This is a genomic window from Roseobacter sp. MH60115 (genome assembly GCF_015644665.1).
Lineage (GTDB): Bacteria > Pseudomonadota > Alphaproteobacteria > Rhodobacterales > Rhodobacteraceae > Roseobacter.
The window spans coordinates 131,700-153,514 of the sequence record NZ_JADOBQ010000002.1 but is presented as its reverse complement, the minus strand read 5'-3'; the positions used below and the strand labels follow the sequence as shown (position 1 = coordinate 153,514).

The following is a 21,815-nucleotide window of genomic DNA, read 5'->3' as shown; positions in this document are numbered from 1 at the left end:
CCCATGACCGCGATTGATCCCACAACTCTGAATGACGAAGCCCGCGCCGCGCGCAAGGCCCGCCTCTTCACCCGCATCAATACGGCCGACAAATGGTTCCAGGTTCTGGGGCTGAGCTGGATGACGCCACTGTTGAAGGCCGCCGCCGGGGACAACCCGCGCGCGCAGCTTTCCGAGATTTGGCGGCTGCTGGTGGTGCCCCTGCTGGCGATCAGCGCCTTTTTGGTGATGTGGGCAACCCTTGCCCCGCAGGTGCAGACCTCGCTGGGGGCAATCCCCGGGCCAGCCGCCGTTTGGGCAGAAGCCAAGAACCTGCACGGGGACGCGCAGGCCAAGGCGGAAAAACGCGCCAAACACGAAGAGCGTGTGGACAAGCGCAACGAACGTTTCATTGCCAACGGCCAGCCGGAAAAGGTCAAGGACATCCCCTTTACCGGCGCGCCCTCCTATTACGCTCAAATCGCGACCTCGATCAAAACCGTCTTTTTCGGCTTTCTGATCGCCAGTGTTGTGGCTATTCCACTGGGCATCGCGGCGGGCCTCTCAGCTACGGCGAATGCGGCGCTGAACCCGCTCATTCAGATTTTCAAACCGGTCTCGCCACTGGCATGGCTGCCGATTGTTACGATGGTTGTCAGCGCCGTCTATGTCACGCAGGACGGCTGGTTTGCGAAATCCTTCCTCGTCTCGGCCATTACCGTCACGCTCTGCTCGCTCTGGCCGACGCTGATCAACACCGCCCTGGGGGTATCGAGCATCGACAAGGATCTGGTCAACGTCTCCAAGGTGCTGAAGATGAACACTTGGACCAAGATCACCAAACTGGTCCTGCCCTCGGCCCTGCCGCTGATCTTTACTGGGTTGCGCCTGTCGCTCGGTGTCGGCTGGATGGTTCTGATCGCGGCGGAAATGCTCGCGCAGAACCCCGGACTCGGCAAATTCGTCTGGGATGAATTCCAGAACGGATCGTCCCAATCGCTGGCCAAGATCATCGTGGCCGTGCTGACCATCGGGATCATCGGCTTCCTGCTCGACCGGGTGATGTACGCGCTGCAATCGCTCTTTACCTTCACGAACAACCGGTGAGCGGCATGACACTTTTAAGCCTCAAGAACTGCTCCAAAAGCTTTGGCACCGGCACCGCGCAATCGGATGTGCTCAAGAACATCGACCTTGATGTGCAAACCGGCGAATTTCTGGTGATCCTCGGGTTTTCCGGTACCGGTAAGACCACGCTGATCAACCTGATGGCCGGGATCGAGACGCCGACAGAGGGCAGCGCCACCTTCAAGGGTGCGCCGATCACCGGTCCCGGGCCGGAACGGGGCGTGATCTTTCAAAGCTATTCGCTGATGCCTTGGCTGACGGTGACGGGCAATGTGCGTCTGGCCGTGGACACGGTCTTTCCCAAACTGTCCAAGGCGGAGAGGGCGGAGAAAACCGCGCACTACGTCAATATGGTCGGCCTCAGCCACGCCGCCAGCCGCCGCCCGGCGGAGCTGTCTGGCGGCATGCGGCAACGGGTCAATGTGGCCCGCGCACTGGCCATGAACCCGGAGATGCTGCTGCTGGATGAACCGTTGTCCGCCCTTGACGCGCTGACGCGGGCAAATCTCGCGGATGAAATCGAACGCATCTGGGAGGCGGACAAGAAGACCTGCGTGCTGATCACCAACGACGTGGATGAGGCGATCATCCTCGCCGATCGCATCATCGCCCTAAACCCCGACGGCACCCTTGGCGCGGAGTTCAAGGTCAACATCGCCCGGCCCCGTGACCGCATCGCGATGAATCACGACGACAGTTTCAAGCGCCTGCGCGCCGATGTGACAAAATACCTGATGGATGTGGGGATCGAAGCCAAGGTCGAAGGCGCGCGCCTGCTGCCGGACGTGACGCCCATTCACGGTGTGCCCACCGCCGTGGCGGATGCGCAAAAGGGCCTGATCGACAACCGGTTCCTCGACTTTTCACAGCTGCACAAGGTCTACCCGACCCCCAAGGGGCCGCTCACCGTTGTGGAAGATTTCGATCTCAAGGTCGACCGGGGAGAGTTCATTTCGCTGATCGGGCATTCGGGCTGTGGCAAATCCACGGTGCTGACCATGGCGGCAGGCCTCAATGAAATCTCCAAGGGGGCGATCAAGCTCGATGGTCGCCACGTCGAAGGTGCCGATCCCGAACGCGCGGTAGTTTTCCAGTCGCCAAACCTCTTTCCCTGGCTGACGGCCAAGCAGAACGTGGCCATCGGCGTGGACAAGGTCTACCCCTCGGCCACGCGGACGGAACGCCAGGAGGTGGTGGAATACTACCTTGAGCGCGTGGGGCTGGCTGATGCGATGGACAAGCCCGCCAGCGATCTGTCGAACGGCATGAAACAACGGGTCGGCATCGCGCGCGCCTTTGCGCTCAGCCCCAAGCTTTTGCTGCTGGATGAACCTTTCGGCATGCTCGACAGCCTGACGCGCTGGGAGCTGCAGGAAGTGCTGATGGAGGTCTGGTCCCGCACCAAGGTCACCGCCGTTTGCGTGACCCATGACGTGGATGAGGCCATCCTTCTGGCGGACCGCGTGGTGATGATGACCAATGGCCCGCAAGCAACCATCGGCAAGATCGTCGATGTGCCACTGCCCCGTCCACGCACACGCAAGGCGCTGCTGGAGCACCCAGACTACTACGCCTATCGGCAGGAAGTGCTCGATTTCCTCGAAGAATACGAACACGGCGCCAAGCCAACCCCGAAACCCACCGCAGGCGCGCCTGTGAACACCTCACGATCCCCCAAAGCGGTCGCAGCGGAGTGATGAAGATGAAGCAGAAACTGGTCGTCATCGGCGCGGGCATGGCCTCTGGCCGGGTGCTGGAGCACCTGACGGATGCAGAACCCGACGCCTATGACATTACGATTTTCAACGCCGAAGCGCGCGGCAATTACAACCGCATCATGCTCTCTCCGGTGCTGTCGGGGGACAAGACCTATGAGGACATCGTCACCCACGACGATACCTGGTACGCGGATCGCAACATCACCTGCCGGTTTGGCGAACATGTGGTGGGCATTGATCGTGACGCAAAAACCGTCACCGGTGAAAACGGCACCGTCGCCTATGACAAGCTGCTGATCGCCACCGGCTCCGCGCCCTTCATCATCCCCGTTGAAGGCAAGGACTTGCCCGGTGTGATCACCTATCGCGATCTCGACGACACCAATGCGATGATCAAAGCCGCCGACAAGGGCGGCAAGGCCGTCGTCATCGGCGGCGGTCTGCTGGGCCTTGAGGCGGCGGCAGGATTGGCCGAACGGGGCATGGAGGTTACCGTGCTGCACCTGATGGGCCATCTGATGGAACGTCAGCTGGACGAAGCAGCGGGGTATCTCCTGCGCCGCGATCTGGAAAAGCGTGGCATCAAGATCATCACACAGGCCTCCACCGCCGCGATTCTGGGCGAGGATCGCGTTGAAGGCGTGATGCTGGAGGACAACACCGGGCTGGAGGCGGATCTGGTTGTGATGGCCGTGGGCATCCGCCCTGAAACGCGGCTGGCGACGGATGCGGGCCTTGAGGTTGCGCGCGGCATCGAGGTCAACGCGCAGATGCAATCCAAGACCGACCCGGATGTCTATGGCGTCGGCGAATGCGTGGAGTTTGACGGGCACCTCTTTGGCCTTGTGGCGCCGCTTTATGATCAGGCGAAGATCGTGGCGCAGGGGCTGCTGGGCGAGACAGGCGCCTTTGTGGTGAAAGACGTGGCGACCAAGCTGAAAGTCACCGGCTGTGACCTCTTCAGCGCGGGCGATTTTGCAGATGCCGAGGGGCGGGAGGATATCGTTTTCCGGGACCCGTCGCGCGGCATCTACAAACGCCTCGTGATCGAAGACGACAGGCTGATCGGCGCTGTCATGTACGGCGATACGGCGGACGGCAACTGGTTCTTCGGGCTGATCAAGGATGGCACCGAGATCGACGAAATGCGCGAGACGCTGATCTTTGGCCCGGCCTATCAGGGGGGCGATACCGCGGACCCGCTCTCAGCCGTTGCAGCATTGCCGCCTGAGGCGGAAATCTGCGGCTGCAACGGCATTTGCAAAAGCACCATCACCGACGCCATCGCAGAGGGCGCAACCGATCTGGGCCGCTTGCGCGCCAAAACCAAGGCCAGCGCTTCCTGCGGCACCTGCACCGGGTTGGTGGAACAGCTGCTTCAGGTCACGCTGGGCGATGATTTCCAGATGCCGGCGCCGCAACCCGTATGCGGCTGCACCGATCTGACCCACGAGGACGTGCGGCGGCTGATCAAGTCACAGGCGCTGAAATCGCAGCCCGCCGTCTGGCAAGAGCTGGGATGGACAACGCCCAATGGCTGCCATGTGTGCCGCCCGGCGATCAACTTTTACCTGCTGGCCGATTGGCCGATCGAATACAAGGACGACCCCCAAAGCCGTTTCGTGAACGAACGCAAACACGCGAACATCCAGAAAGACGGCACCTTTTCGGTTGTGCCGCGTATGTGGGGCGGGATCACCAACGCGGATGAGCTGCGCGCCATTGCCGATGCAGCGGACAAATACGATGTGCCGACGGTCAAGGTCACCGGCGGGCAGCGGATCGACCTGTTGGGCGTGAAAGGCGAAGATCTGCCGCATATCTGGTCCGACCTCAACAAGGCCGGTCTGGTCTCCGGGCACGCCTACTCAAAGGGTCTGCGCACCGTGAAAACATGTGTTGGCACCGACCATTGCCGCTTTGGCACGCAGGACAGCACCGGTCTGGGGATCAGGCTGGAGAAACTCCTTTGGGGGTCCTGGACGCCGCATAAACTCAAGCTGGGCGTATCAGGATGCCCGCGCAACTGCGCCGAGGCGACCTGCAAGGACATCGGGATCGTCTGCGTCGACAGCGGCTTTCAGATCGGCATTGGCGGGGCCGCGGGCATGGACGTGAAAGAGGTTCAGCCTCTCATTCAGGTCCCGACGGAGGAAGAGACCATCGCCGTTGTCATAGCCGTTACGCAGCTTTACCGCGAACATGCCAAATATCTGGACCGCATCTACAAATGGATGGCCAAGGTTGGGCTTGAGTGGATTCAGGAACAGATCGGTGATCTGGACACACGCCGCGCCTTGGTCGACCGGTTCGAGTTGAGCCAGTCGATCTATCGCAAGGACCCCTGGGCGGAACAGGCCAAGGAACCTCCGAAATTTGCACCCCTCGCGGATTTGACACTGGAGGCTGCGGAATGAACTGGATTGACGTTGGAAGCATCGAGGATGTGCCCCTGCGCGGTGCACGATTGGTGAAAACGCCCGTAGGCTGTATCGCGCTTTTCCGCACGGATGAGACAGAGGTCTTTGCCGCCTCGAACAGTTGTCCGCACAAGGGCGGGCCGCTTTCGGAAGGCATCATTCACGGCCAGAAGGTGACCTGCCCGCTGCACAACTGGGTGTTCGACCTGAATACCGGCGCGGCCTTGGGCGAAGACGGGCAGATCGAGACCTTCCCGGTGCGGGTCGAGGCGGGGCGCATTCTGCTCGATGGGCATGCGGTCGGCAAGAGGAGCGCTGCCTGATGGACGGCAGCGGCCTGCCCGAGACACGGTCCACCTGCCCCTATTGCGGTGTGGGCTGCGGGGTTCTGCTGCGTCCGGACGGTCAGGGCGGGCTTGCCGTGCGCGGGGATCCGGACCATCCGGCCAATCAGGGACGGCTTTGCTCAAAAGGCACGGCATTGGGGCAGACCGTTGGACTGGAACAGCGCCTGCTGCACCCGCAGATCAATGGACAGCGCGCGCCTTGGGATACAGCGCTTGATCTTGTCGCGGACAAGTTCAAATCGGCCATCGCAAGCCACGGCCCGGACAGCGTGGCCTTTTACGTCTCAGGGCAATTGCTGACCGAAGATTACTATGTCGCCAACAAGCTAATGAAAGGCTTCATCGGGTCGGCCAACATCGACACAAATTCACGGCTGTGCATGGCCTCGACCGTGGTCGGGCATAAACGCGCCTTTGGGGCAGACACGGTACCCGGCACCTACGAAGACTTGGACGCGGCGGATCTCGTCGTGCTTGTAGGCTCCAACCTGGCGTGGTGTCACCCGGTGTTGCACCAACGCCTGCTTGCGGCGAAGGCGAAACGCGGCACCCGGATCATCGTGATTGACCCGCGCAGGACGGCCACCTGCGAAGGCGCCGATTTGCATCTGCCCCTCGCGGCGGGCAGTGACGTCGCGCTCTTCAATCACCTGCTGGCGCAGATCGCGCAGGAAGGCCGGATAGACGCGGACTACCTGCGTCATGTCGAAGGCTTCAGTGCTGCCCTCGCGGCGGCACAGGCGGATGATGTGGCGGCCACCGGCCTGTCGCGGGAGCAGATCAAGGCCTTCTGCCGCCTCTGGATCGATACCCCCAGGGTGGTCACCGTGTTCAGCCAGGGGGTGAACCAATCCACCTCCGGCAGTGACAAGGTCAATGCCATTCTGAACTGTCATCTCGCCACCGGTCGTATCGGCACGAAAGGGTGTGGTCCGTTTTCCGTCACCGGCCAGCCCAATGCCATGGGCGGGCGCGAAGTGGGTGGGCTCGCCAATACGCTTGCCAGCCATCTGGAGATCGAGAACGCAGACCACCGCGCGGCAGTGCAAGACTTTTGGGACGCGCCGGCAATGCCCGAAAAGGCCGGCCTCAAGGCCGTGGAGCTGTTTCAGGCCGTGGCTGCGCGCAAGATCAAGGCGCTTTGGATCATTCACACGAACCCGGTTGTTTCGATGCCCGATGCGGATGCCGTGCGCGACGCGATTGCGCAATGCGACTTCACCGTGGTGAGTGACATCACCGCGCGCACCGACACCGCACAGCTGGCGGATGTGCTGCTGCCCGCCACCGCCTGGGCGGAAAAAAGCGGCACCGTTACCAATTCCGACCGGACGATCAGCCGTCAGCGCGCCGTGCTTGCCGCCCCCGGCGAGGCACGCCCCGATTGGCAGATCCTTTGCGCGGTCGGCCAGCGCATGGGCTGGGAACAGGCGTTCGCCTATACTTCGCCCGCAGAGATTTTCAAAGAACATGCGGCTTTGTCCGGGGTCGCAGGCGCATTGGGCCGCGACTTTGACATCTCGGGTCTGCACGACCTGACAGATGACGCCTATGACACCTTGCCGCCAACCCGCTGGCCGGTCAGCAAAAGCAAAAAAGGTGGCCGGTTTTTCGAGGATGGCCGGTTTTTCCATCCGGATGGCAAGGCACGGATGCTGCCTGTCGCCGCCCGCCCGCCAGCCGCAGCGGTCACGGCGGAACATCCATTTGTGCTCAATACCGGGCGCAACCGGGACCAGTGGCACACGATGACGCGGACGGCCCTGTCGCCGCGCCTCTCGGCGCATCTGGCAGAACCTTACGTGGATATTCACCCGCAGGATGCGAAACACCTGGGTGTGTCAGCCGCCGATCTGGTGGCGCTGGACAACGCAACCGGGCGCGCCATCCTGCGCGCGCGTCTGACGGAAGCGCAGCAACCGGGGACGCTTTTTGCCCCGATCCATTGGACCGGACAAACCGCACCCGCCGCCCGGATTGACGCGCTGGTGCCCGCCGCAACGGACCCTCTTTCCGGCCAGCCGGAGAGCAAAGCGGCCCCCGTTTCGGCCAAAAGATTTGCAGCGGCCTGGTACGGGTTTGCGATTTCCCAAACCGAGATGACCCCAACGACCGCCTATTGGGCGCAGGTGCGCACGGATGCCGGATGGCGTAGCGAACTGGCCGGGCGGACCCCGGTGACGGATTGGGAAGGCGAAGCGCGCCTACTTTTCGGGCTGGAGGATGCAGAGCTGCAGATGCTGCAGGACATCAGCAAGGGAACTGCGCGGCTGGCCTTTTCGGAAAACGGCGTGCTCAAGGCCGCGCTTTTCATCAGCCCGCACCCCGTGGCGGTCATGCGCGACTACCTCGCGACACTGCCGGGGTCCGAGGCTACCGCGACACTGACGGGGCGGGCACCCGTCGGGCGGGTCGATCCCGGCCCCACGATATGCGCGTGTTTCGGGGTGGGGCTGAACACCATCGCCACCGCCATCGAAAACGGGAACCTCTTGACCGTCGAGGCGATTGGCGAGGCGTTGCAGGCTGGCACGAATTGCGGCGCCTGCCGCCCGGAACTCACCGCACTTCTACCCCAGACATCCAACCTGCAGGCCGCCGAGTGATCTCAAGGAGAGGAACCGCCCCATGAAAAGCTTTCCGATGTTCATTAAGACCACAGGGCGACGCGTGGTCATCGCGGGCGGTGGTGAACAGGCGGCGCAAAAGGCGCGGCTGATCCTGAAAACCGATGCCCAGATTGTGCTGGCCGCCCCGGAAATCGAGGAAGAGCTGGCCGCTATGGTACGCAGCGGTAAGGCCACATGGCACAAAGGCCCGATTGATGCCGCCCTCTTCGATGGGGCCGCCATGGCGTTTGTGGCAACCGGCTGCCCCGGGTCGGACGCAGCCCTGCATGCGTTGGCCAAGGCGGCACGCTGCCCTGTCAATGTGGTGGATCAACCGGAGCTCTGCGACCTGACGACCCCCTCTCTGGTGGATCGTGATCCGGTGGTTGTCGCCATCGGCACGGAAGGCACGGCCCCGGTTCTGGCCCGCCAGATCAAGACCGGGGTCGAAGAGATGCTGGCGCCCAACCTCGGCGGGCTGGCCGCCTTTGCCGGGCGATTGCGCGGCGCGGTTGCCGCCCGCGTGCCGCGTGAGCACCGCCGCGCCTTCTGGCGCTGGGTCTTTGCCGAAACGCCACGCAACGCGTGGACCAGAGGCGCCGAAAGCCACGCCACCAGCCTTGTCAAACAGGCGCTTCACGCGGGCCGCGCGCCGGATACTGCCGGGACAGGCAGCATTGCCCTGGTTGGCGCGGGGCCGGGTGCCCGCGATCTTTTGACCCTGCGCGCCGTGCAGCGGCTGCAGGAGGCCGATGTCATCTACTACGACCGCCTTGTCGACCCTGAAGCGCTGGAACTGGCGCGGCGGGACGCGGAGCGCGTCTTTGTCGGAAAGGTCGTCGGCGCGCATGCCTGGCCACAGGACCGCATCAACGATGTGATCATCGCCGCCGCGCGGCAAGGCAAACGCGTGGTTCGGTTGAAATCCGGCGATCCATCCGTTTTTGCCCGCGCCGGTGAGGAAATTGCCGCATCAGAAGCCGCAAACATCCCGATCGAGGTTGTGCCGGGCATCACCGCCGCCTGCGCCATGGCCGCAGCGACAAAACGCCCGCTGACCGAACGCGGGATCAGCGACAGCCTGATCCTGACCACCGGGCAATCGCAGGCGGGGGATGGGGTGCCCGATAGCACACGCCTCTGCCTGCCGGGCACCACAACCGCCTTTTACATGTCCGTGGGGCAGGCCGCACGGATACAATCCGACCTGCTGGCGCGCGGTGTAAGCCCGGATCGGACTGTGCAGATCGCTGCGGATATTTCCAAGGCGACCGAGCGCCATGTGCACACGACGGTCGGGCACCTCGCGGATGACGTTGCAAAGAGTGATCTCTCGGGATGTGCCGTGATCATGCTGACGTGGCCCAAGACCCAGGCCGCGCGGGCCGTGCTCCCAGCCAACATGGCGCAAAACGAGAAAGCCATTTCTTGCGCCGGATGAAACGGCGCGCGCCTCAGGCTGGATACGGCGCCAATCGGAGGGGATGATCGACCAGGTGGTCAAGAGCGAGCACGGCGTCACTTGATCCAGGATCGACAGGCGGAATCCCAAACCAATCGGCAAAGTCACGCGCAGATCACGCAGCGTTGAACATTTCAAGCGCGTTTGGCCTTGCTGACGCAGGTGCGGCGACCAACATTAGAAGCTCACGAAACGGGGCCCTGATGAGCGACCCAGCGATCACACCGGCCGAAGATGCGACCCATCGCCCGAGTGGTGTTCGCCTGCCTGCCACGCTGTCCCAAACCCTCCATGGTCCAAAATTCCCCAACACCAGGTTCCAAGTGACAAGAACTGACAGCAGCCATGCCCATGGTCAGAGTTCCGACTTATCCGTTCCGCGCCACGGCGCCCGCAAGGAAAATGCCCCATGAATGTCTCTCCCGCCCCACTGCCCCCACGCGATGCGCTGATGCTCTTTGAACGCACGCGGATGCGTACGGACGCGCTGGTTGCTCCGCTGACCCCGGAAGACACGATGCTGCAAAGCATGGAGGATGCCTCCCCGGCGAAGTGGCATCTCGCACACACGACGTGGTTTTTTGAGGAGTTCATCCTCAAGCCGCGCCAGCCTGGATATGTCTCGCCGGATGACCGTTTCGCGTTTCTGTTCAACTCCTACTACACGCAGGCCGGGCCGCGCCATGCGCGGGACCGCCGGGGGCTGGTGTCCCGTCCGGGCGGCGAGGCGGTGCGCGCCTATCGCGCCCATGTCGAGGATGCTCTGGCCACGCTGATGTCGGCGGGACGCGATGACGGTGATGAGATCGCTGCGCTGGTGGAGCTTGGGTGCCACCATGAAATGCAGCATCAGGAATTGTTGGTGACCGACCTGCTGCATGGGCTCAGCTTCAACCCCCTTCTGCCCGTCTACAAGGACCCTGAACCGCTGCCCGTTACAGCGGAAGTCACGCAAGGCTATACACGTCACGAAGGCGGGTTGGTGGATATCGGCCATGGTGGCCCAGGGTTCGCCTATGATTGCGAGGGGCCACGGCACAAGACGTTCTTGCAGCCCTATGACATCGGCACCCGCCCGGTCACCAACCGCGACTGGATCGCCTTTATGGAGGATGGCGGATATGCCGACCCGCGGCACTGGTTGATGGAAGGCCATGATGTTGCCCTGCGCGAAGGGTGGGAGCATCCGCTCTACTGGTGGCAGGCCGACGGGGAATGGTGGACCTACACGCTGCGTGGCCCGCAGCCTGTCGCACTCGAAGCGCCCGTCGTGCATGTCAGCTACTACGAAGCGGATGCGTTTGCCCGCTGGGCCGGGGCGCGCCTGCCCACCGAAGCCGAGCATGAGGTGGCGTTCAGGGATCACGCGATCACCGGGAACCTGATGGGCGATGCCGGGGCCACAGGGGCCCTGCGCCCGCTGCCCGGGGACGGGGTCTGGGGCGATGTCTGGGAATGGACGGCGTCGGATTTTGCGCCCTACCCCGGTTTCCAGGCACCCGACGGCGCATTGGGGGAGTACAACGGCAAATTCATGGTCAATCAGCGCGTTTTGCGCGGTGGATCCTGCGCGACGCCCAGAGACCAGATGCGGCCCACGTACCGGACATTCTTTTATCCCCATCAGCGGTGGCAGATGATGGGTCTGCGGCTGGCAAAGGACGTCTGATCATGGGACATGCAGAACCGATCACCGCAGGCGACATCGTCACCGCCCCCGCGTCAGACTTCCTGCGGGATGCTTGGGCGGGTCTGGGCGGGCCTGAAAAGTCCATCAATCCCAAGTGGTTGTATGACCAGACCGGCAGTGCGCTCTTCGAGCAGATCACGACCCGGCCCGAATACTATCTGACACGCACCGAAATCTCGATTTTGCAGCGCCATGCAGATGACCTTGCACAGCTGGTGCCGACGGGTGGTGCTCTTGTCGAACTGGGCTCGGGCGCGAGCGTCAAGACGCGCACGCTGCTGGATGCCGGGCGACATCTGTCGGCCTATGTGCCCATCGACATCTCCGCCGCTTTCCTGAACCTGACCGCGGACGACCTGCGCGCGCGTTATCCCGATCTGTCCGTGCGCCCGATTGTCGGCGATTTTCTCCAACCTGTCGCCCTGCCGGACGATATGGCCTCGCGGCCCAAGGTGGGGTTCTTTCCAGGCTCGACCATCGGGAACATCACGCCAACGGATGCCATTGACCTTCTGTCCCGCGCGCGGGCCTGGCCCGAAATGGAAGCCTTCATTCTGGGGGTTGATCTGGTCAAGGCACCGGGCGTGCTTGTCGATGCCTATGACGATGCAGCAGGCGTGACCGCGCAGTTCATCACCAATGTGCTGGTGCGGATGAACGCGGAACTGGGCGCGGATTTCAAAATTGCCGATTATTCGTATCAGGCAATATGGAACGCGCAGGATGCCCGCATCGAAATGTCGTTGATCTCCGGCAAGGCCCAAACCGTTGACCTGGCAGGTAGGCAGATTGCCTTCACGGAAGGCGAAGCTATCGATGTCAGCATGTCGCGAAAATACACCGTGGACAGCCTGACACAACTGGCGCAGGCCTCCGGATGGGCGGTCAAGCAAATGCATTGCGATGACGCAAAACAATTCGCGGTCGCCGTTCTGACGCCTACTTAGCGGGGTTTGATCATCATACGCGGAGACGCCTGGGGGGTCACCTGGGCTTTTCGGCACGCGCCTGTTTCAACCGGTCGCCGTTCTGCCGGAATACCTCCACAAGGTGATCGGCAACAACACGGACGCGTTGCGACGCGGAAAGGTCGCTGTGCAGAACCAGCCAGATCGGCTGATCGAGACCCAGTTCGACGGACAAGGGCTGCAGCCCCGCCTCCCGCGCCAGAAAATGCGGCAGAACGGCGAGCCCGATGCCCGCCTGCGCTGCGGACATCTGCGCGGCAAGCGTTGAGGTCATCAGCACCGGCGCCCTGCCCCGCAGGGCCCTTTCGATCCATTGCGCGGCCGGAAGCGTGTTTTGCCGCTCCGACCACCCGATGACGCGGTCGTTCTCCAGCAGCCCCTCTTCCGGGTGTGCCCGGCGCGCGGCCATGTAGCCGGGTGATCCGTAAAGTCCGAACCCAATCGTCCCGATCCGGCGGATCGTGACATTCCCGCCGGTCGGGCGCACCATCCGCACGGCAAGATCGGCCTCGCGCCGGTGCAGGTTCGCGGTTGCCACATCGGTGATCACGTCCAGCGTGAGATGAGGGTGCCTGCCCAGAAGCGCGGGCAGGGTCGGAATGATGATCGGGTTGGCCAGGTTCTCCGCCGTGGCCAGACGCACGTGCCCCGTGACCTCTGCCTCTGCCGTCACACCCGCCCGAAAGCTGAGCATCGCCTCCTCCAAAGCTTCGGCACGCGGCAGCAACGCCGCCCCTTCATCCGTCAGCTTATAGCCCGTCTGATGATGCACGAAGAGCGGCATGCCCAAGGCCTCCTCCAGCCGCTGAATGCGGCGTGAAACCGTCGCAATACCTGTGCCGAGCATATCGGCGGCCCCGGTCAGGGTCCCGCTACGCGCCACGGCCAGAAAGACCGGCGCATCGTCCCACTTGAGGCGCATATTTTTCATTTTCAAAAAATAGCATTCCAATCGTAGGTATTTCTACTGCCTTTTCGGAAAACTATCTTGAGGGTCCAATGAATGGAGCAACAGATGCAACAACGATCCCTGTCCCCGACCCTCACCGTCTCCGCGCTTGGCCTTGGCTGCATGGGTATGAGCGAGTTCTACGGCCCGCGCGACGATGACGTATCCCTGAAAGTCCTGAACCGTGCCGCGGATCTCGGCGTGACCTTATTTGACACCGCCGACATGTACGGTCCGCATCACAACGAAGAACTGATTGGCCGCTTTCTGAAGGAACGCAAACCGGATGCCGTGATCGCCACCAAGTTCGGCATTGTCCGCGCACCCGGCGAATATGCCAGAACGCTCGACAACGGCCCGGACTACGCCCGCACCGCCTGTGAAGCATCCCTGCGGCGGCTGGGCGTCGAACGGATCGACCTTTATTATGTACACCGGGTCGACCGCAATCGCCCGATAGAGGAGGTCATGGGCGCGCTTTCCGCGCTCGTAAAGGCCGGTAAAATCGGTCACATCGGGCTGTGCGAGGTCAGTGCTGACACCCTGCGCCGCGCCCATGCTGTGCATCCGGTCACAGCGGTGCAAACCGAATACTCGCTGTGGTCGCGCGAGGTGGAACAGGATGTCCTGCCCACGTGCCGCGCGCTTGGTATCGGCTTTGTGCCCTACTCGCCTTTGGGGCGCGGTTTCCTGACCGGCAGTTTCAGCAAGGGCACAACATTCGGGGAGGGCGATTTTCGTGCCAACCTGCCGCGCTTTTCGCCGGACAACATCGAAACCAACACGACGATCCTGGATGTGGTCCAGCAACTTGCCGCGTCAAAGGGCTGTACACCCGCGCAGATCGCTCTCGCCTGGCTGCTGGCCAAAGGCGAGGACATCGTGCCGATCCCCGGCACCAAACGGTTGAAATATCTCGAAGAAAACACCGCCGCACTGGATATCACGCTGGCACCGGCAGAGGTACACGCCCTGGAGGTGGCGATTTCCCATCTGGAGGTGGCAGGCGCGCGCTACACTGAGGAGGGAATGAAAGGCCTGAACGCCTGAACAGCTGGGGCACAAGCTGCAACCCCACGGCACATAATCTGACAAAAGAACCCGGGCGGTGCGATTGCCCGCCCCGGTTCAACCCATCACATGCCCGCGCGCTTTGGCAGGCCCACGTACATCTGCACATGGGTCACGGTGGAAAACTCACCGGTCAGCGGGCCATAGGTCTTGCCATCCGAATGCCACGCCACGGCAAGATCCGCCATCAGATGCTCGCCTGTCAGCTGCAGACAGGGTGATATGGTGCGGATGAATTCGGCCGACCCGTCTGCATCGGCAACAAAGACATTCTCGGACCCGTCGCGCGCCCCGAAGGGCAGGTCATATGTGCCAATGAACGGGTCGGTTGGCGGCCAGACCATAAAGTCGTGCCATATCGTATAGACGCCATCGGGCACGAGGTTTTCAAATGAGAAATCCACCTTGCCCACGCCGTTCTCGCAGGTGTAGGTGCCATTGCCCTTGGCGGCGAACCACTCCCCCAACGTCAGGCCGAGCGCGCGACCCTTTGGATAGGGCCCGGTGTCTTCGGTATCGAGGAAGTTGTGCGCCACAGGAACCGCTGGCGCATAGAGCGGCGCATCCATGTCCCGCGTGGCGGCCGTGGGCCGGAAAACCTCGCCCGACCCTTGCACCTTTTCATAGAAGACGTCCTGCTCCGCCATCCCTTCGTCGATGTGAAAGATAAAGTTCAGAGTCATATGTTCGGGTGCATCCGCGACGGCTGGGGTGGCCGACGTATTGGCCACATTACCCACGGGAACGCCGGAATCGAATTGCACCTCCTGCGTCTCCGCTGCCACGGTCGCAGCGCCAAGAACCATGGACACTGCCGTTGAAACGAGAAATTTGGTCATTTTTCAGTCCTTTAGATTGAAAGCAAATATGCTTGGTTGGAAATTCCGGCTTCGGATGGGGAAACCGGTAGGGAAGGCTGCAGCACCGCACGCGCGGCGCTGGCAGCGGATCTCGATCGATACGGTGGTCAGCGAAGACACCGGGGTCAGTGCAGGCGCTATCCTCCCCGCGCGCGACCCGGTTGCGGCGGCAAACCGGAGGGCACAGTGTCCGGGATCAGATGACTGCGGTCGACAGCGGTCGGGTCGGTCAGGCTGTGCAGGAAGGCCAGCAGGGCATCGACCTCGCGATCCGACAGAGACACCGGCGCCAGTTGGGAGGCCTCGGCAATACGGTTCCGCAGAGCCTCTGAGCGATGCACCCATGTATCGCGCAGATCAAAGGCAGCGCGCTGGGGGCTGCCGACGAGGGGAAAGAGCAGTTTGGAGCCTTCCCCTTTGGGTTCGATCACCCGATCCAGCGGCAGCAGATCGATGGCGGTGGCGTCATAGGCATTGAGCGACGCAACGCTGTCCAGATGATGGCGCACCATCGCCTCCAGATCGTCAAACGCGCCGTTGTGACCCCAGGGACCGGTCAAGGCAACATTGCGCAGACTGGGCGTGCGAAAGGCAAAGAGGTCCGCATCGTCAAAGGTCACACGGTAGCGTCCTTCGTCCTCCAGCCTGTCTTTGAAACCAGAGGCGCGCCAATAGCCGGTGTCCGCACCATGGCCCTTGCCGGGGCCGATCTGCGGCACGGCGATCGCGTGGAAACCATGATCGGTCAGCAGGGTGCCGGAATGGCAGCTGCCGCATCCCGCTTTCCCAAGGAAGAGGGCAAATCCGCGCCTCTGCGCTGCGGTCAGAGCGGTCTGATCGCCGGCCACCCAACTGTCAAAAGGGCTTTGATCAGACCGGAACGCAACGGTCTGGAAGGCCGCAAGCGCGCGGGCGGCCTGCACGAAGGAAACCGGTGCATCATCGCCCATCTCGGGAAAGGCATGGCGAAAGCGGTCCTGGTATTCCGGCACCGCGTCCAAACGCGCCGCCAGCAGGTCCCAGGCATCGCCCACCCGGTCTTCGGCGACCGCAGTTGCAACCGGGTTTTCCCCCTTTTGTCCCGCCATTTCAGACGCGGACAAGACCGGGAACATCGCCTGTGCGGCCAGCAGCGTGTCGAGACCCTCCGGCAGGTCTTCCCGCGCAGGGCTCCAATATCCGCTTTGGAAAATCCTGTGTGGATCAGGCTCCAGACGGCCATCATGAAACATCGATACGTATTCCCGGGCACCGATATTCCAGAGCGCCTGCGCGTTACGGGGAATCCGCTGGGTGACGCCCTGCGCCGTGCGCCGTTCGGGGCCAAACCCGGTACCGCCCTCGCCGATGGAGAGGGCAACGCCGTCGCTGCTGCCGCGCGCCGGGTCATGGCAGGTGCCGCAGGAGATATTGCGGTTTCCGGACAGAATCGGATCAAAGAACAGGGCGCGGCCCAGCGATACCATCGCCTCTGGCGGCGCGCCGTCATAAAGGAAATCTTCGTCAGTCAGGGAGCCAGGCAGCACCTTTTGTCCGGCATCAGCCTGAAACACGCCGCCGACGGACATGGCCACCAATGCAATGGCACTGGCCGTGACCACCAGACGGCCCAAGACTGTCCGGGTGCTTTGGTTTCTGTAAGACTTCTGCATCTGTCGTCTCTCTTTTCGAGGTGGGTCTATCTGCGAAATCAGCGCCAGTAATCCTGGCCAAATCGGTAGCGTTCCGCGCGGGTCAGGTGCTCCAACCCCATGTCCCGCAACAGGTAGTCAGGCATGTCGTCAAGCCTTCTCAACGCGCGTTTCTGGCGCAGGGCTAAGCGCCATTTTGTCAAAACTCCGTGCAGGCTCGGACTGTGCCGGCCCCGGCGATTCATCACTGTAATAATCATCGTTAACTCCATTCACTTTTAGCGCCTTTTGAGCGATCTCGCCCGTGCCGTATGTGACGCTGTTCACGGTGGGCAAACTTTTTTCTGATCCACCGATGGCTGTCGCGATGCGCGTCGCACTTTCGCCTGCGGTGTGAAAAAATCCTTTTAATTTAGGTGCATATCCGGTGAACCACAGACCGGGATTGCTGGGATCTGGCGCGCCTGTCGGGCGCAACGGCTGGCCCGCATCGTTCAGGACTCCGAATTCCCCGAACAGGGATTCGAGGCCGGTCCGGTATCCGGTCGCGCAGATGACCACATCTGCCTTCACCGCGCGTCCATCCATCAGTTGAACGGTGTCTGCTGTGAATCCAACCGTTTCGGCAACCGCCTCAACCCGGCCCGATTTCAACGCGGCGACAAAGCCGTCATCCATTGCAAAGGTCACCCCTTCGGTCATCATGCGGGTGTTGCCGCCGAGCTTGTGCCGCCGCAGGCCGTGCCGTCGCAGGTTCCCGAATGCGACCCATTGGGTTGCGGCAAAGAGTGGATCAAGCGACCACTTGGGAAAGCGCAGAAACAGACCCGCCAAGCGGTGCAGCGGAAAGCCAAGGATACGGGTCGGCAAAATCGACGGACCATGTCTGAGCGAGACCCAGAGTTTCGCAGGGGCGGCGCGCGACAGGTGGTTCAGGATATCGGTACCGGAGTTCCCGGCGCCAACAACCAGCACGTTTTTCCCGTCATATGCGCGAACATCCTCAAAGTCTGCCGCATGGATGACCGTTCCGCCAAAATCGTCGAGACCCGGCCAGACCGGCAGGCTCGGGTGCTGCTCGCGACCGGTGGCGACAATCAGATGGGTGGCGGACAACACGCCTTTGTTGGTGACCACCCGCCACCCTTCCGCCGCGCGCGCCACCTGCTGCACCCGCGTTCCGAAATGGATCGGCGCATCGAGATCGCTTGCATAGTCCTCCAGGAACTCGACAACCGTATCCCGGCGCACAAAAACCCCATCCTTGCAGGTCATCTTCTTGCCGGGCAGGGACGCATAGTGGCGGTGTATGTTGAGCCGCAATTGCGGATGCCGTGACCGCCAAGGGCTGGCGATCTGGTCCTTTGCCTCCAGCACGGTGACCGAAATATTTCGGGCCCGCAGCTCGTATGCGGCGGCCAGACCAGAGAGGCCTGCCCCAATGACGATGGCGCCGTTTGTAGAACTCTGTGACATCAAAACTCTCCACTCAGGAAAAAGGCATCAGGGCCGGGCGACAAAGTAGGCGTTGATCGGATCATGCGGCAGGCGCAGCATCTCGATCTGCCCAAACCCGGCGCGGGTCAGAAACTCCTGCGCGGTTTCAACGCCCCACATCGCGCCCAGGCCGGGCCCGCCCTGACCGACGGAGATCGGCGTGCAGTGCATCAGCGAGATGGTGTAGAGCAGCGGCGCAAAGGGGTTCTGGATATTGAGCTGCAGGTCCCGCGACCCGCCAATGTCCTGCATCAGGAAAACGCCCCCCTCCTTCAACGCGTTGAAGATCAGATCCAGCGCCCCTTGGGGGTCCTTTTGATCGTGTATGGCGTCAAAGGCTGTCACCAGATCATATGTGCCGAGCTGCTCAACCTTGGACAGATCCTGCTGTGTGTAGGTCAGATTGGTCAGACCTTTTTGCCGGGCCTCGGCCTGCGCCGCGTCAAACGCATCCGCACAAAGATCGACACCGGTGAACCTGCTGGCGGGAAAGGTTTCGGCCAAATGCAGCATGGCCCAGCCTCCACCACACCCCATGTCGACGACATCGATCCCCTCTTCAAGCCGTTCGCGCAGCCCCGGAACGATGGGCAAGATGTGATCGACCAGCGCCGCCACAACCGTCTGAGCGCTGTCTTCGCCCATGACCTCGTGGAACCGGTCGTAGTGATGGTAGTGGGTGCCTGCTCCATCCTGAAACCGCGCCAGCATCTCTTCTTCGACGGCGGCAGCGACACCGATGAACTGGCTGGTCACGGCGATGTTGTTGGGACTGGCGGCGCGCGTCAGGAAAGCAGCGTGTTCGGGTGGCAGCCGGTAGGTCTGGGCGGTTGCATCATAGGCGACCACCTCCGAGGTGACCATCACGCCGAGCCATTCCCGCACGTAGCGCTCCGCCAGATTGGCCTTGTCCGCAAGGGCCTGGGAAGTGGCGTCAGGCAGGTCGGCAAGTACATCGAAAAGCCCGCTGCGATGCCCCAGCGATGTCATCAGGGACAGTGCACCCGCGTTCAAAGCGCCCACCAGACGATGTGCAAAGGCTTCCGCCTTGGCCTCGTCAAATGACGAAAAGGGGGTTTGTTCTGTCATGATCTTGCTCCACGTCATGAGGCGGGATGCCTCTGTGCCTGCAGTGTTATTGCCGGATGCTTGCGAGTCGTGATATGCGGCGAACAGATCAAAGCGGTGAAAATCGGACATATCGCATGACCTCTTCTCCTACCGCCTGCCGAACTGCCGTGCTGGCCATGCCCTGCGTCGGCACCTCCACTGTTTTCGGCATTCTCGATGTCATGGGTTCGGTCGGGCGCGACTGGCAGATGTTGCACGGCACGCAAGCCGGGCCCTCCGCCTTCAACGCAAAGCTCTTGTCGATCGATGGTGCCTCCTACCGGGATGTGAATGGCCGGGTCATCACGCCCGATGGCGCCTTGAGCGATTTTGATCGACCGGATGTCGTGATCGTGCCGGATCTGCATCTCGCCCCTTCCAGTCCGATGCCGGATGAATTTTGTGAAATGTCGACCTACATCCGCACTGCCCATGCCCGGGGTGCCGTCATTACATCGGTATGTTCGGGATCGGTCCTGCTCGCGGCCACGGGATTGCTGAACGGGCTGGAGGCGACCACGCACTGGGGGTTCGGTGATTTCATGACGCGGGAGTTTCCAGATATTCAGTTGCGGCGGGAGCGCATTCTGGTTCCCGCAGGTGAGGGGCACCGTGTGGTGACAGCGGGCGGCGCGTCCGCCTGGGGCGATTTGATGCTCTACCTGATTGGCCGCTTTGCAGGCGAGGAAGAGGCCAGACGCATGGCGAAGATCTACCTGTTGCAACCGCATACTGAGGGGCAATTGCACTATGCCTCGCTGCTGGCCGGGCGACAGCATGAAGACGCGGTAGTGGCCGAGGCACAAGTCTGGGCGGCGGATAACTACGCGGTGCCACGGCCGGTTGCTGCCATGGCCAAACGCACCGGATTGACCGAACGCAACCTGTTGCGACGGTTCCGCCGTGCCACAGGGCAATCACCCGCCGACTACATCCAGACCCTGCGCATCGAAGAAGCGAAACAGATGCTCGAGACAAGTGACACGCCCATCGAGGAGATCGCCAGCGAGGTCGGCTACACGGAGACGTCGAGTTTCAGGAATGCGTTCAAGCGCCATGTTGGCATGTCCGCCTCCGCCTATCGCAAGAAACGCCTGCCGGGGGTGGCGCAATTCTCCGCTGCGTCACAGTGACGTGGTGTCGGCATCCGCTGTGCGGGTGCCCTTCGTCAAGGATCAGAGAGACCCTTCAAAGTGGCACGGCGTGGCAGGCGCACCGACAGCCAGCCACACACCAGTGCGGTCCCCATCGCGCATAGCAATGGCAACATGAAGCTGTCGCGCATGTCGAACATCACCCCACCCGCCCAAGGTGCGAGAAACCCCGCGACCCCCCACGCGGAAAACACCACGGAAAAGCGTTTGGCAAAGTCATCCGCCCCAAAGGCGGCTCTGGTCATGACCGGAACCGTCGAGGCGACGACCCCGTAGCCTGTGGCCACCAGGATCAGGGCGACGCACAGCATCACCGGGTTGAGGTGAAAAGCGGCCATCGCCAAGCCAGCCAGCGTCAGGCCCATCGCCATCAGCATGCAGGTCTGCGGCGTTAGGTGCTGGGTTAGCAGGGCAACGGATAAACGGCCCGAGGTGTTGCCAAGCGCGATGCCGGCCAGGCCGAGACTGCCCAGGGCGACGCCGGCTCCGGCGACGTCCATCATCTTGGAGGCCAGTCCAAGCACCATCAGCCCGCCGAACGACCCGAAGGCAAAGATGGTCCAGATCATGGCCAGCACCTGTGCCGACTGCGCCGGGCGGGCGGATGTGACGCGGTCCGCACGCGGCGTGCTGCGTATGGGGGAGCCAAGCTTCGACGTAAAAGCCGCCAACACAGAACAGCCGCCGAGGCCCCCCGCCAACAGCAGCAACCCGTCCAGCCCATAGCCCGCTGCGTCCATCACCCGCCATAGCGGTCCGAATACGGCGCCGCCGGTGCCGAAGGCCGCGACCATGGCCGGGGTGGCGATCTTATGCGCAGGTGCCGAGGCGGCAACGCCGAGGGCCGCAATGTAAATGCCTCCGCTCGCGGCGCCGAAGCCTCCACTGAACCACAGCAGGAAAAATTCAAACTCCGGCATGCGCGCTGCTGCAAGAACGCTCAGAGCACTGAACAGTCCGAAACAGGCCACGGCGCTTGGGGTCGATGTCTTTACGGGAAGGCGCGGCACGAGAATAACGGCGACGGTAAAGCTCACGATTGCCAGAGAGAAAATCAAACCCGTCTGGGCCGTGGTGACGCCGTAAGCGGCCTGCACCGGCGCGATGAGAGCGCTCCATCCATAGAGACCACCTGCGCAGAAACAGACCAATCCGGATGTCAAAAGCGACCTCAAACTCAAAGCGAAATCCTCGCCAGCCCATCACGGTAACGCCGAAACCG

The 21,815-nt window shown here is 62.4% G+C and carries 16 protein-coding genes; 10 read left to right on the top strand and 6 right to left on the bottom strand.

What is annotated here, in order from left to right; translation table 11 throughout:
• The first annotated feature begins 3 nt into the window (after window positions 1-3).
• The 8 genes from ISX84_RS06325 (at window position 4) to egtD (ending at window position 12,300) form a co-directional block, all read left to right on the top strand.
• Window positions 4-1,086, top strand: a complete 1,083-nt coding sequence (locus tag ISX84_RS06325; protein ID WP_195819507.1) for an ABC transporter permease — start codon at window positions 4-6, stop codon at window positions 1,084-1,086.
• Between the two features lie 5 nt (window positions 1,087-1,091).
• Complete coding sequence (locus ISX84_RS06320; protein WP_195819506.1) at window positions 1,092-2,804, top strand: ABC transporter ATP-binding protein; 1,713 nt, start codon at window positions 1,092-1,094, stop codon at window positions 2,802-2,804.
• A 5-nt stretch (window positions 2,805-2,809) separates the two neighbouring features.
• Window positions 2,810-5,242: a nitrite reductase large subunit NirB gene (nirB, locus tag ISX84_RS06315; protein ID WP_195819505.1), complete on the top strand. Its 2,433-nt coding sequence runs from the start codon at window positions 2,810-2,812 to the stop codon at window positions 5,240-5,242.
• A complete protein-coding gene (nirD, locus tag ISX84_RS06310; protein WP_195819504.1) occupies window positions 5,239-5,568 on the top strand; it encodes a nitrite reductase small subunit NirD in 330 nt (109 codons plus the stop codon). Before nirB ends, nirD begins: the two co-directional genes overlap by 4 nt.
• Entirely contained in the window at window positions 5,568-8,198 is a 2,631-nt protein-coding gene (locus ISX84_RS06305) for a nitrate reductase (RefSeq protein WP_195819503.1), read from the top strand. The genes nirD and ISX84_RS06305 overlap by 1 nt, the downstream gene beginning before the upstream one ends.
• Before the next feature lie 22 nt (window positions 8,199-8,220).
• Window positions 8,221-9,642, top strand: a complete 1,422-nt coding sequence (cysG, locus tag ISX84_RS06300; protein ID WP_195819502.1) for a siroheme synthase CysG — start codon at window positions 8,221-8,223, stop codon at window positions 9,640-9,642.
• 430 nt (window positions 9,643-10,072) lie between these two features.
• Window positions 10,073-11,332, top strand: coding sequence for an ergothioneine biosynthesis protein EgtB (gene egtB, locus ISX84_RS06295; RefSeq protein ID WP_195819501.1), 1,260 nt, complete (start codon window positions 10,073-10,075; stop codon window positions 11,330-11,332).
• 2 nt (window positions 11,333-11,334) lie between these two features.
• Complete coding sequence (gene egtD, locus ISX84_RS06290) at window positions 11,335-12,300, top strand: L-histidine N(alpha)-methyltransferase (RefSeq protein ID WP_195819500.1); 966 nt, start codon at window positions 11,335-11,337, stop codon at window positions 12,298-12,300.
• Window positions 12,301-12,337: 37 nt separating this feature from the next.
• Here the strand turns inward: egtD and ISX84_RS06285 are convergent, their stop codons facing one another.
• Entirely contained in the window at window positions 12,338-13,252 is a 915-nt protein-coding gene (locus ISX84_RS06285) for a LysR family transcriptional regulator (protein WP_195819499.1), read from the bottom strand.
• Window positions 13,253-13,336: 84 nt separating this feature from the next.
• Between ISX84_RS06285 and ISX84_RS06280 the strand changes: the two genes are divergently transcribed.
• A complete protein-coding gene (locus ISX84_RS06280) occupies window positions 13,337-14,320 on the top strand; it encodes an aldo/keto reductase (RefSeq protein WP_195819498.1) in 984 nt (327 codons plus the stop codon).
• Window positions 14,321-14,406: 86 nt separating this feature from the next.
• Here ISX84_RS06280 and ISX84_RS06275 read toward each other — a convergent pair whose 3' ends face one another.
• From ISX84_RS06275 to ISX84_RS06260, 4 genes are all read right to left on the bottom strand, one after another.
• Window positions 14,407-15,180: a hypothetical protein gene (locus ISX84_RS06275; RefSeq protein WP_195819497.1), complete on the bottom strand. Its 774-nt coding sequence runs from the start codon at window positions 15,178-15,180 to the stop codon at window positions 14,407-14,409.
• A 158-nt stretch (window positions 15,181-15,338) separates the two neighbouring features.
• Window positions 15,339-16,853, bottom strand: a complete 1,515-nt coding sequence (locus ISX84_RS06270) for a cytochrome-c peroxidase (RefSeq protein WP_229884162.1) — start codon at window positions 16,851-16,853, stop codon at window positions 15,339-15,341.
• Between the two features lie 129 nt (window positions 16,854-16,982).
• On the bottom strand, window positions 16,983-18,308 hold the full coding sequence (locus ISX84_RS06265) for a flavin-containing monooxygenase (RefSeq protein WP_195819496.1): 1,326 nt from the start codon (window positions 18,306-18,308) through the stop codon (window positions 16,983-16,985).
• A 27-nt stretch (window positions 18,309-18,335) separates the two neighbouring features.
• Window positions 18,336-19,418, bottom strand: coding sequence for a class I SAM-dependent methyltransferase (locus ISX84_RS06260; protein WP_195819495.1), 1,083 nt, complete (start codon window positions 19,416-19,418; stop codon window positions 18,336-18,338).
• 116 nt (window positions 19,419-19,534) lie between these two features.
• On the opposite strand from ISX84_RS06260, the gene ISX84_RS06255 reads away from it, so the two are divergent.
• Entirely contained in the window at window positions 19,535-20,572 is a 1,038-nt protein-coding gene (locus ISX84_RS06255; protein ID WP_195819494.1) for a GlxA family transcriptional regulator, read from the top strand.
• Between the two features lie 35 nt (window positions 20,573-20,607).
• On the opposite strand, the gene ISX84_RS06250 is transcribed toward ISX84_RS06255, so the two are convergent.
• Window positions 20,608-21,756 carry a hypothetical protein gene (locus ISX84_RS06250; protein WP_195819493.1) on the bottom strand — a complete coding sequence of 383 codons (1,149 nt, stop codon included), beginning with the start codon at window positions 21,754-21,756 and terminating at the stop codon, window positions 20,608-20,610.
• Between the last annotated feature and the right edge of the window lie 59 nt (window positions 21,757-21,815).

What these genes read in the sequence shown, in the direction of transcription:
- ISX84_RS06285 (WP_195819499.1), bottom strand. Translation starts at nt 13,252, where the DNA reads ATGAAAAATATGCGCCTCAAGTGGGACGATGCGCCGGTCTTTCTGGCC.
- ISX84_RS06305 (WP_195819503.1), top strand. Translation starts at nt 5,568, where the DNA reads ATGGACGGCAGCGGCCTGCCCGAGACACGGTCCACCTGCCCCTATTGC.
- ISX84_RS06325 (WP_195819507.1), top strand. Translation starts at nt 4, where the DNA reads ATGACCGCGATTGATCCCACAACTCTGAATGACGAAGCCCGCGCCGCG.
- cysG (WP_195819502.1), top strand. Translation starts at nt 8,221, where the DNA reads ATGAAAAGCTTTCCGATGTTCATTAAGACCACAGGGCGACGCGTGGTC.
- ISX84_RS06280 (WP_195819498.1), top strand. Translation starts at nt 13,337, where the DNA reads ATGCAACAACGATCCCTGTCCCCGACCCTCACCGTCTCCGCGCTTGGC.
- egtB (WP_195819501.1), top strand. Translation starts at nt 10,073, where the DNA reads ATGAATGTCTCTCCCGCCCCACTGCCCCCACGCGATGCGCTGATGCTC.
- egtD (WP_195819500.1), top strand. Translation starts at nt 11,335, where the DNA reads ATGGGACATGCAGAACCGATCACCGCAGGCGACATCGTCACCGCCCCC.
- ISX84_RS06275 (WP_195819497.1), bottom strand. Translation starts at nt 15,180, where the DNA reads ATGACCAAATTTCTCGTTTCAACGGCAGTGTCCATGGTTCTTGGCGCT.
- ISX84_RS06265 (WP_195819496.1), bottom strand. Translation starts at nt 18,308, where the DNA reads ATGTCACAGAGTTCTACAAACGGCGCCATCGTCATTGGGGCAGGCCTC.
- ISX84_RS06270 (WP_229884162.1), bottom strand. Translation starts at nt 16,853, where the DNA reads ATGCAGAAGTCTTACAGAAACCAAAGCACCCGGACAGTCTTGGGCCGT.
- ISX84_RS06320 (WP_195819506.1), top strand. Translation starts at nt 1,092, where the DNA reads ATGACACTTTTAAGCCTCAAGAACTGCTCCAAAAGCTTTGGCACCGGC.
- ISX84_RS06260 (WP_195819495.1), bottom strand. Translation starts at nt 19,418, where the DNA reads ATGACAGAACAAACCCCCTTTTCGTCATTTGACGAGGCCAAGGCGGAA.
- ISX84_RS06255 (WP_195819494.1), top strand. Translation starts at nt 19,535, where the DNA reads ATGACCTCTTCTCCTACCGCCTGCCGAACTGCCGTGCTGGCCATGCCC.
- nirB (WP_195819505.1), top strand. Translation starts at nt 2,810, where the DNA reads ATGAAGCAGAAACTGGTCGTCATCGGCGCGGGCATGGCCTCTGGCCGG.
- nirD (WP_195819504.1), top strand. Translation starts at nt 5,239, where the DNA reads ATGAACTGGATTGACGTTGGAAGCATCGAGGATGTGCCCCTGCGCGGT.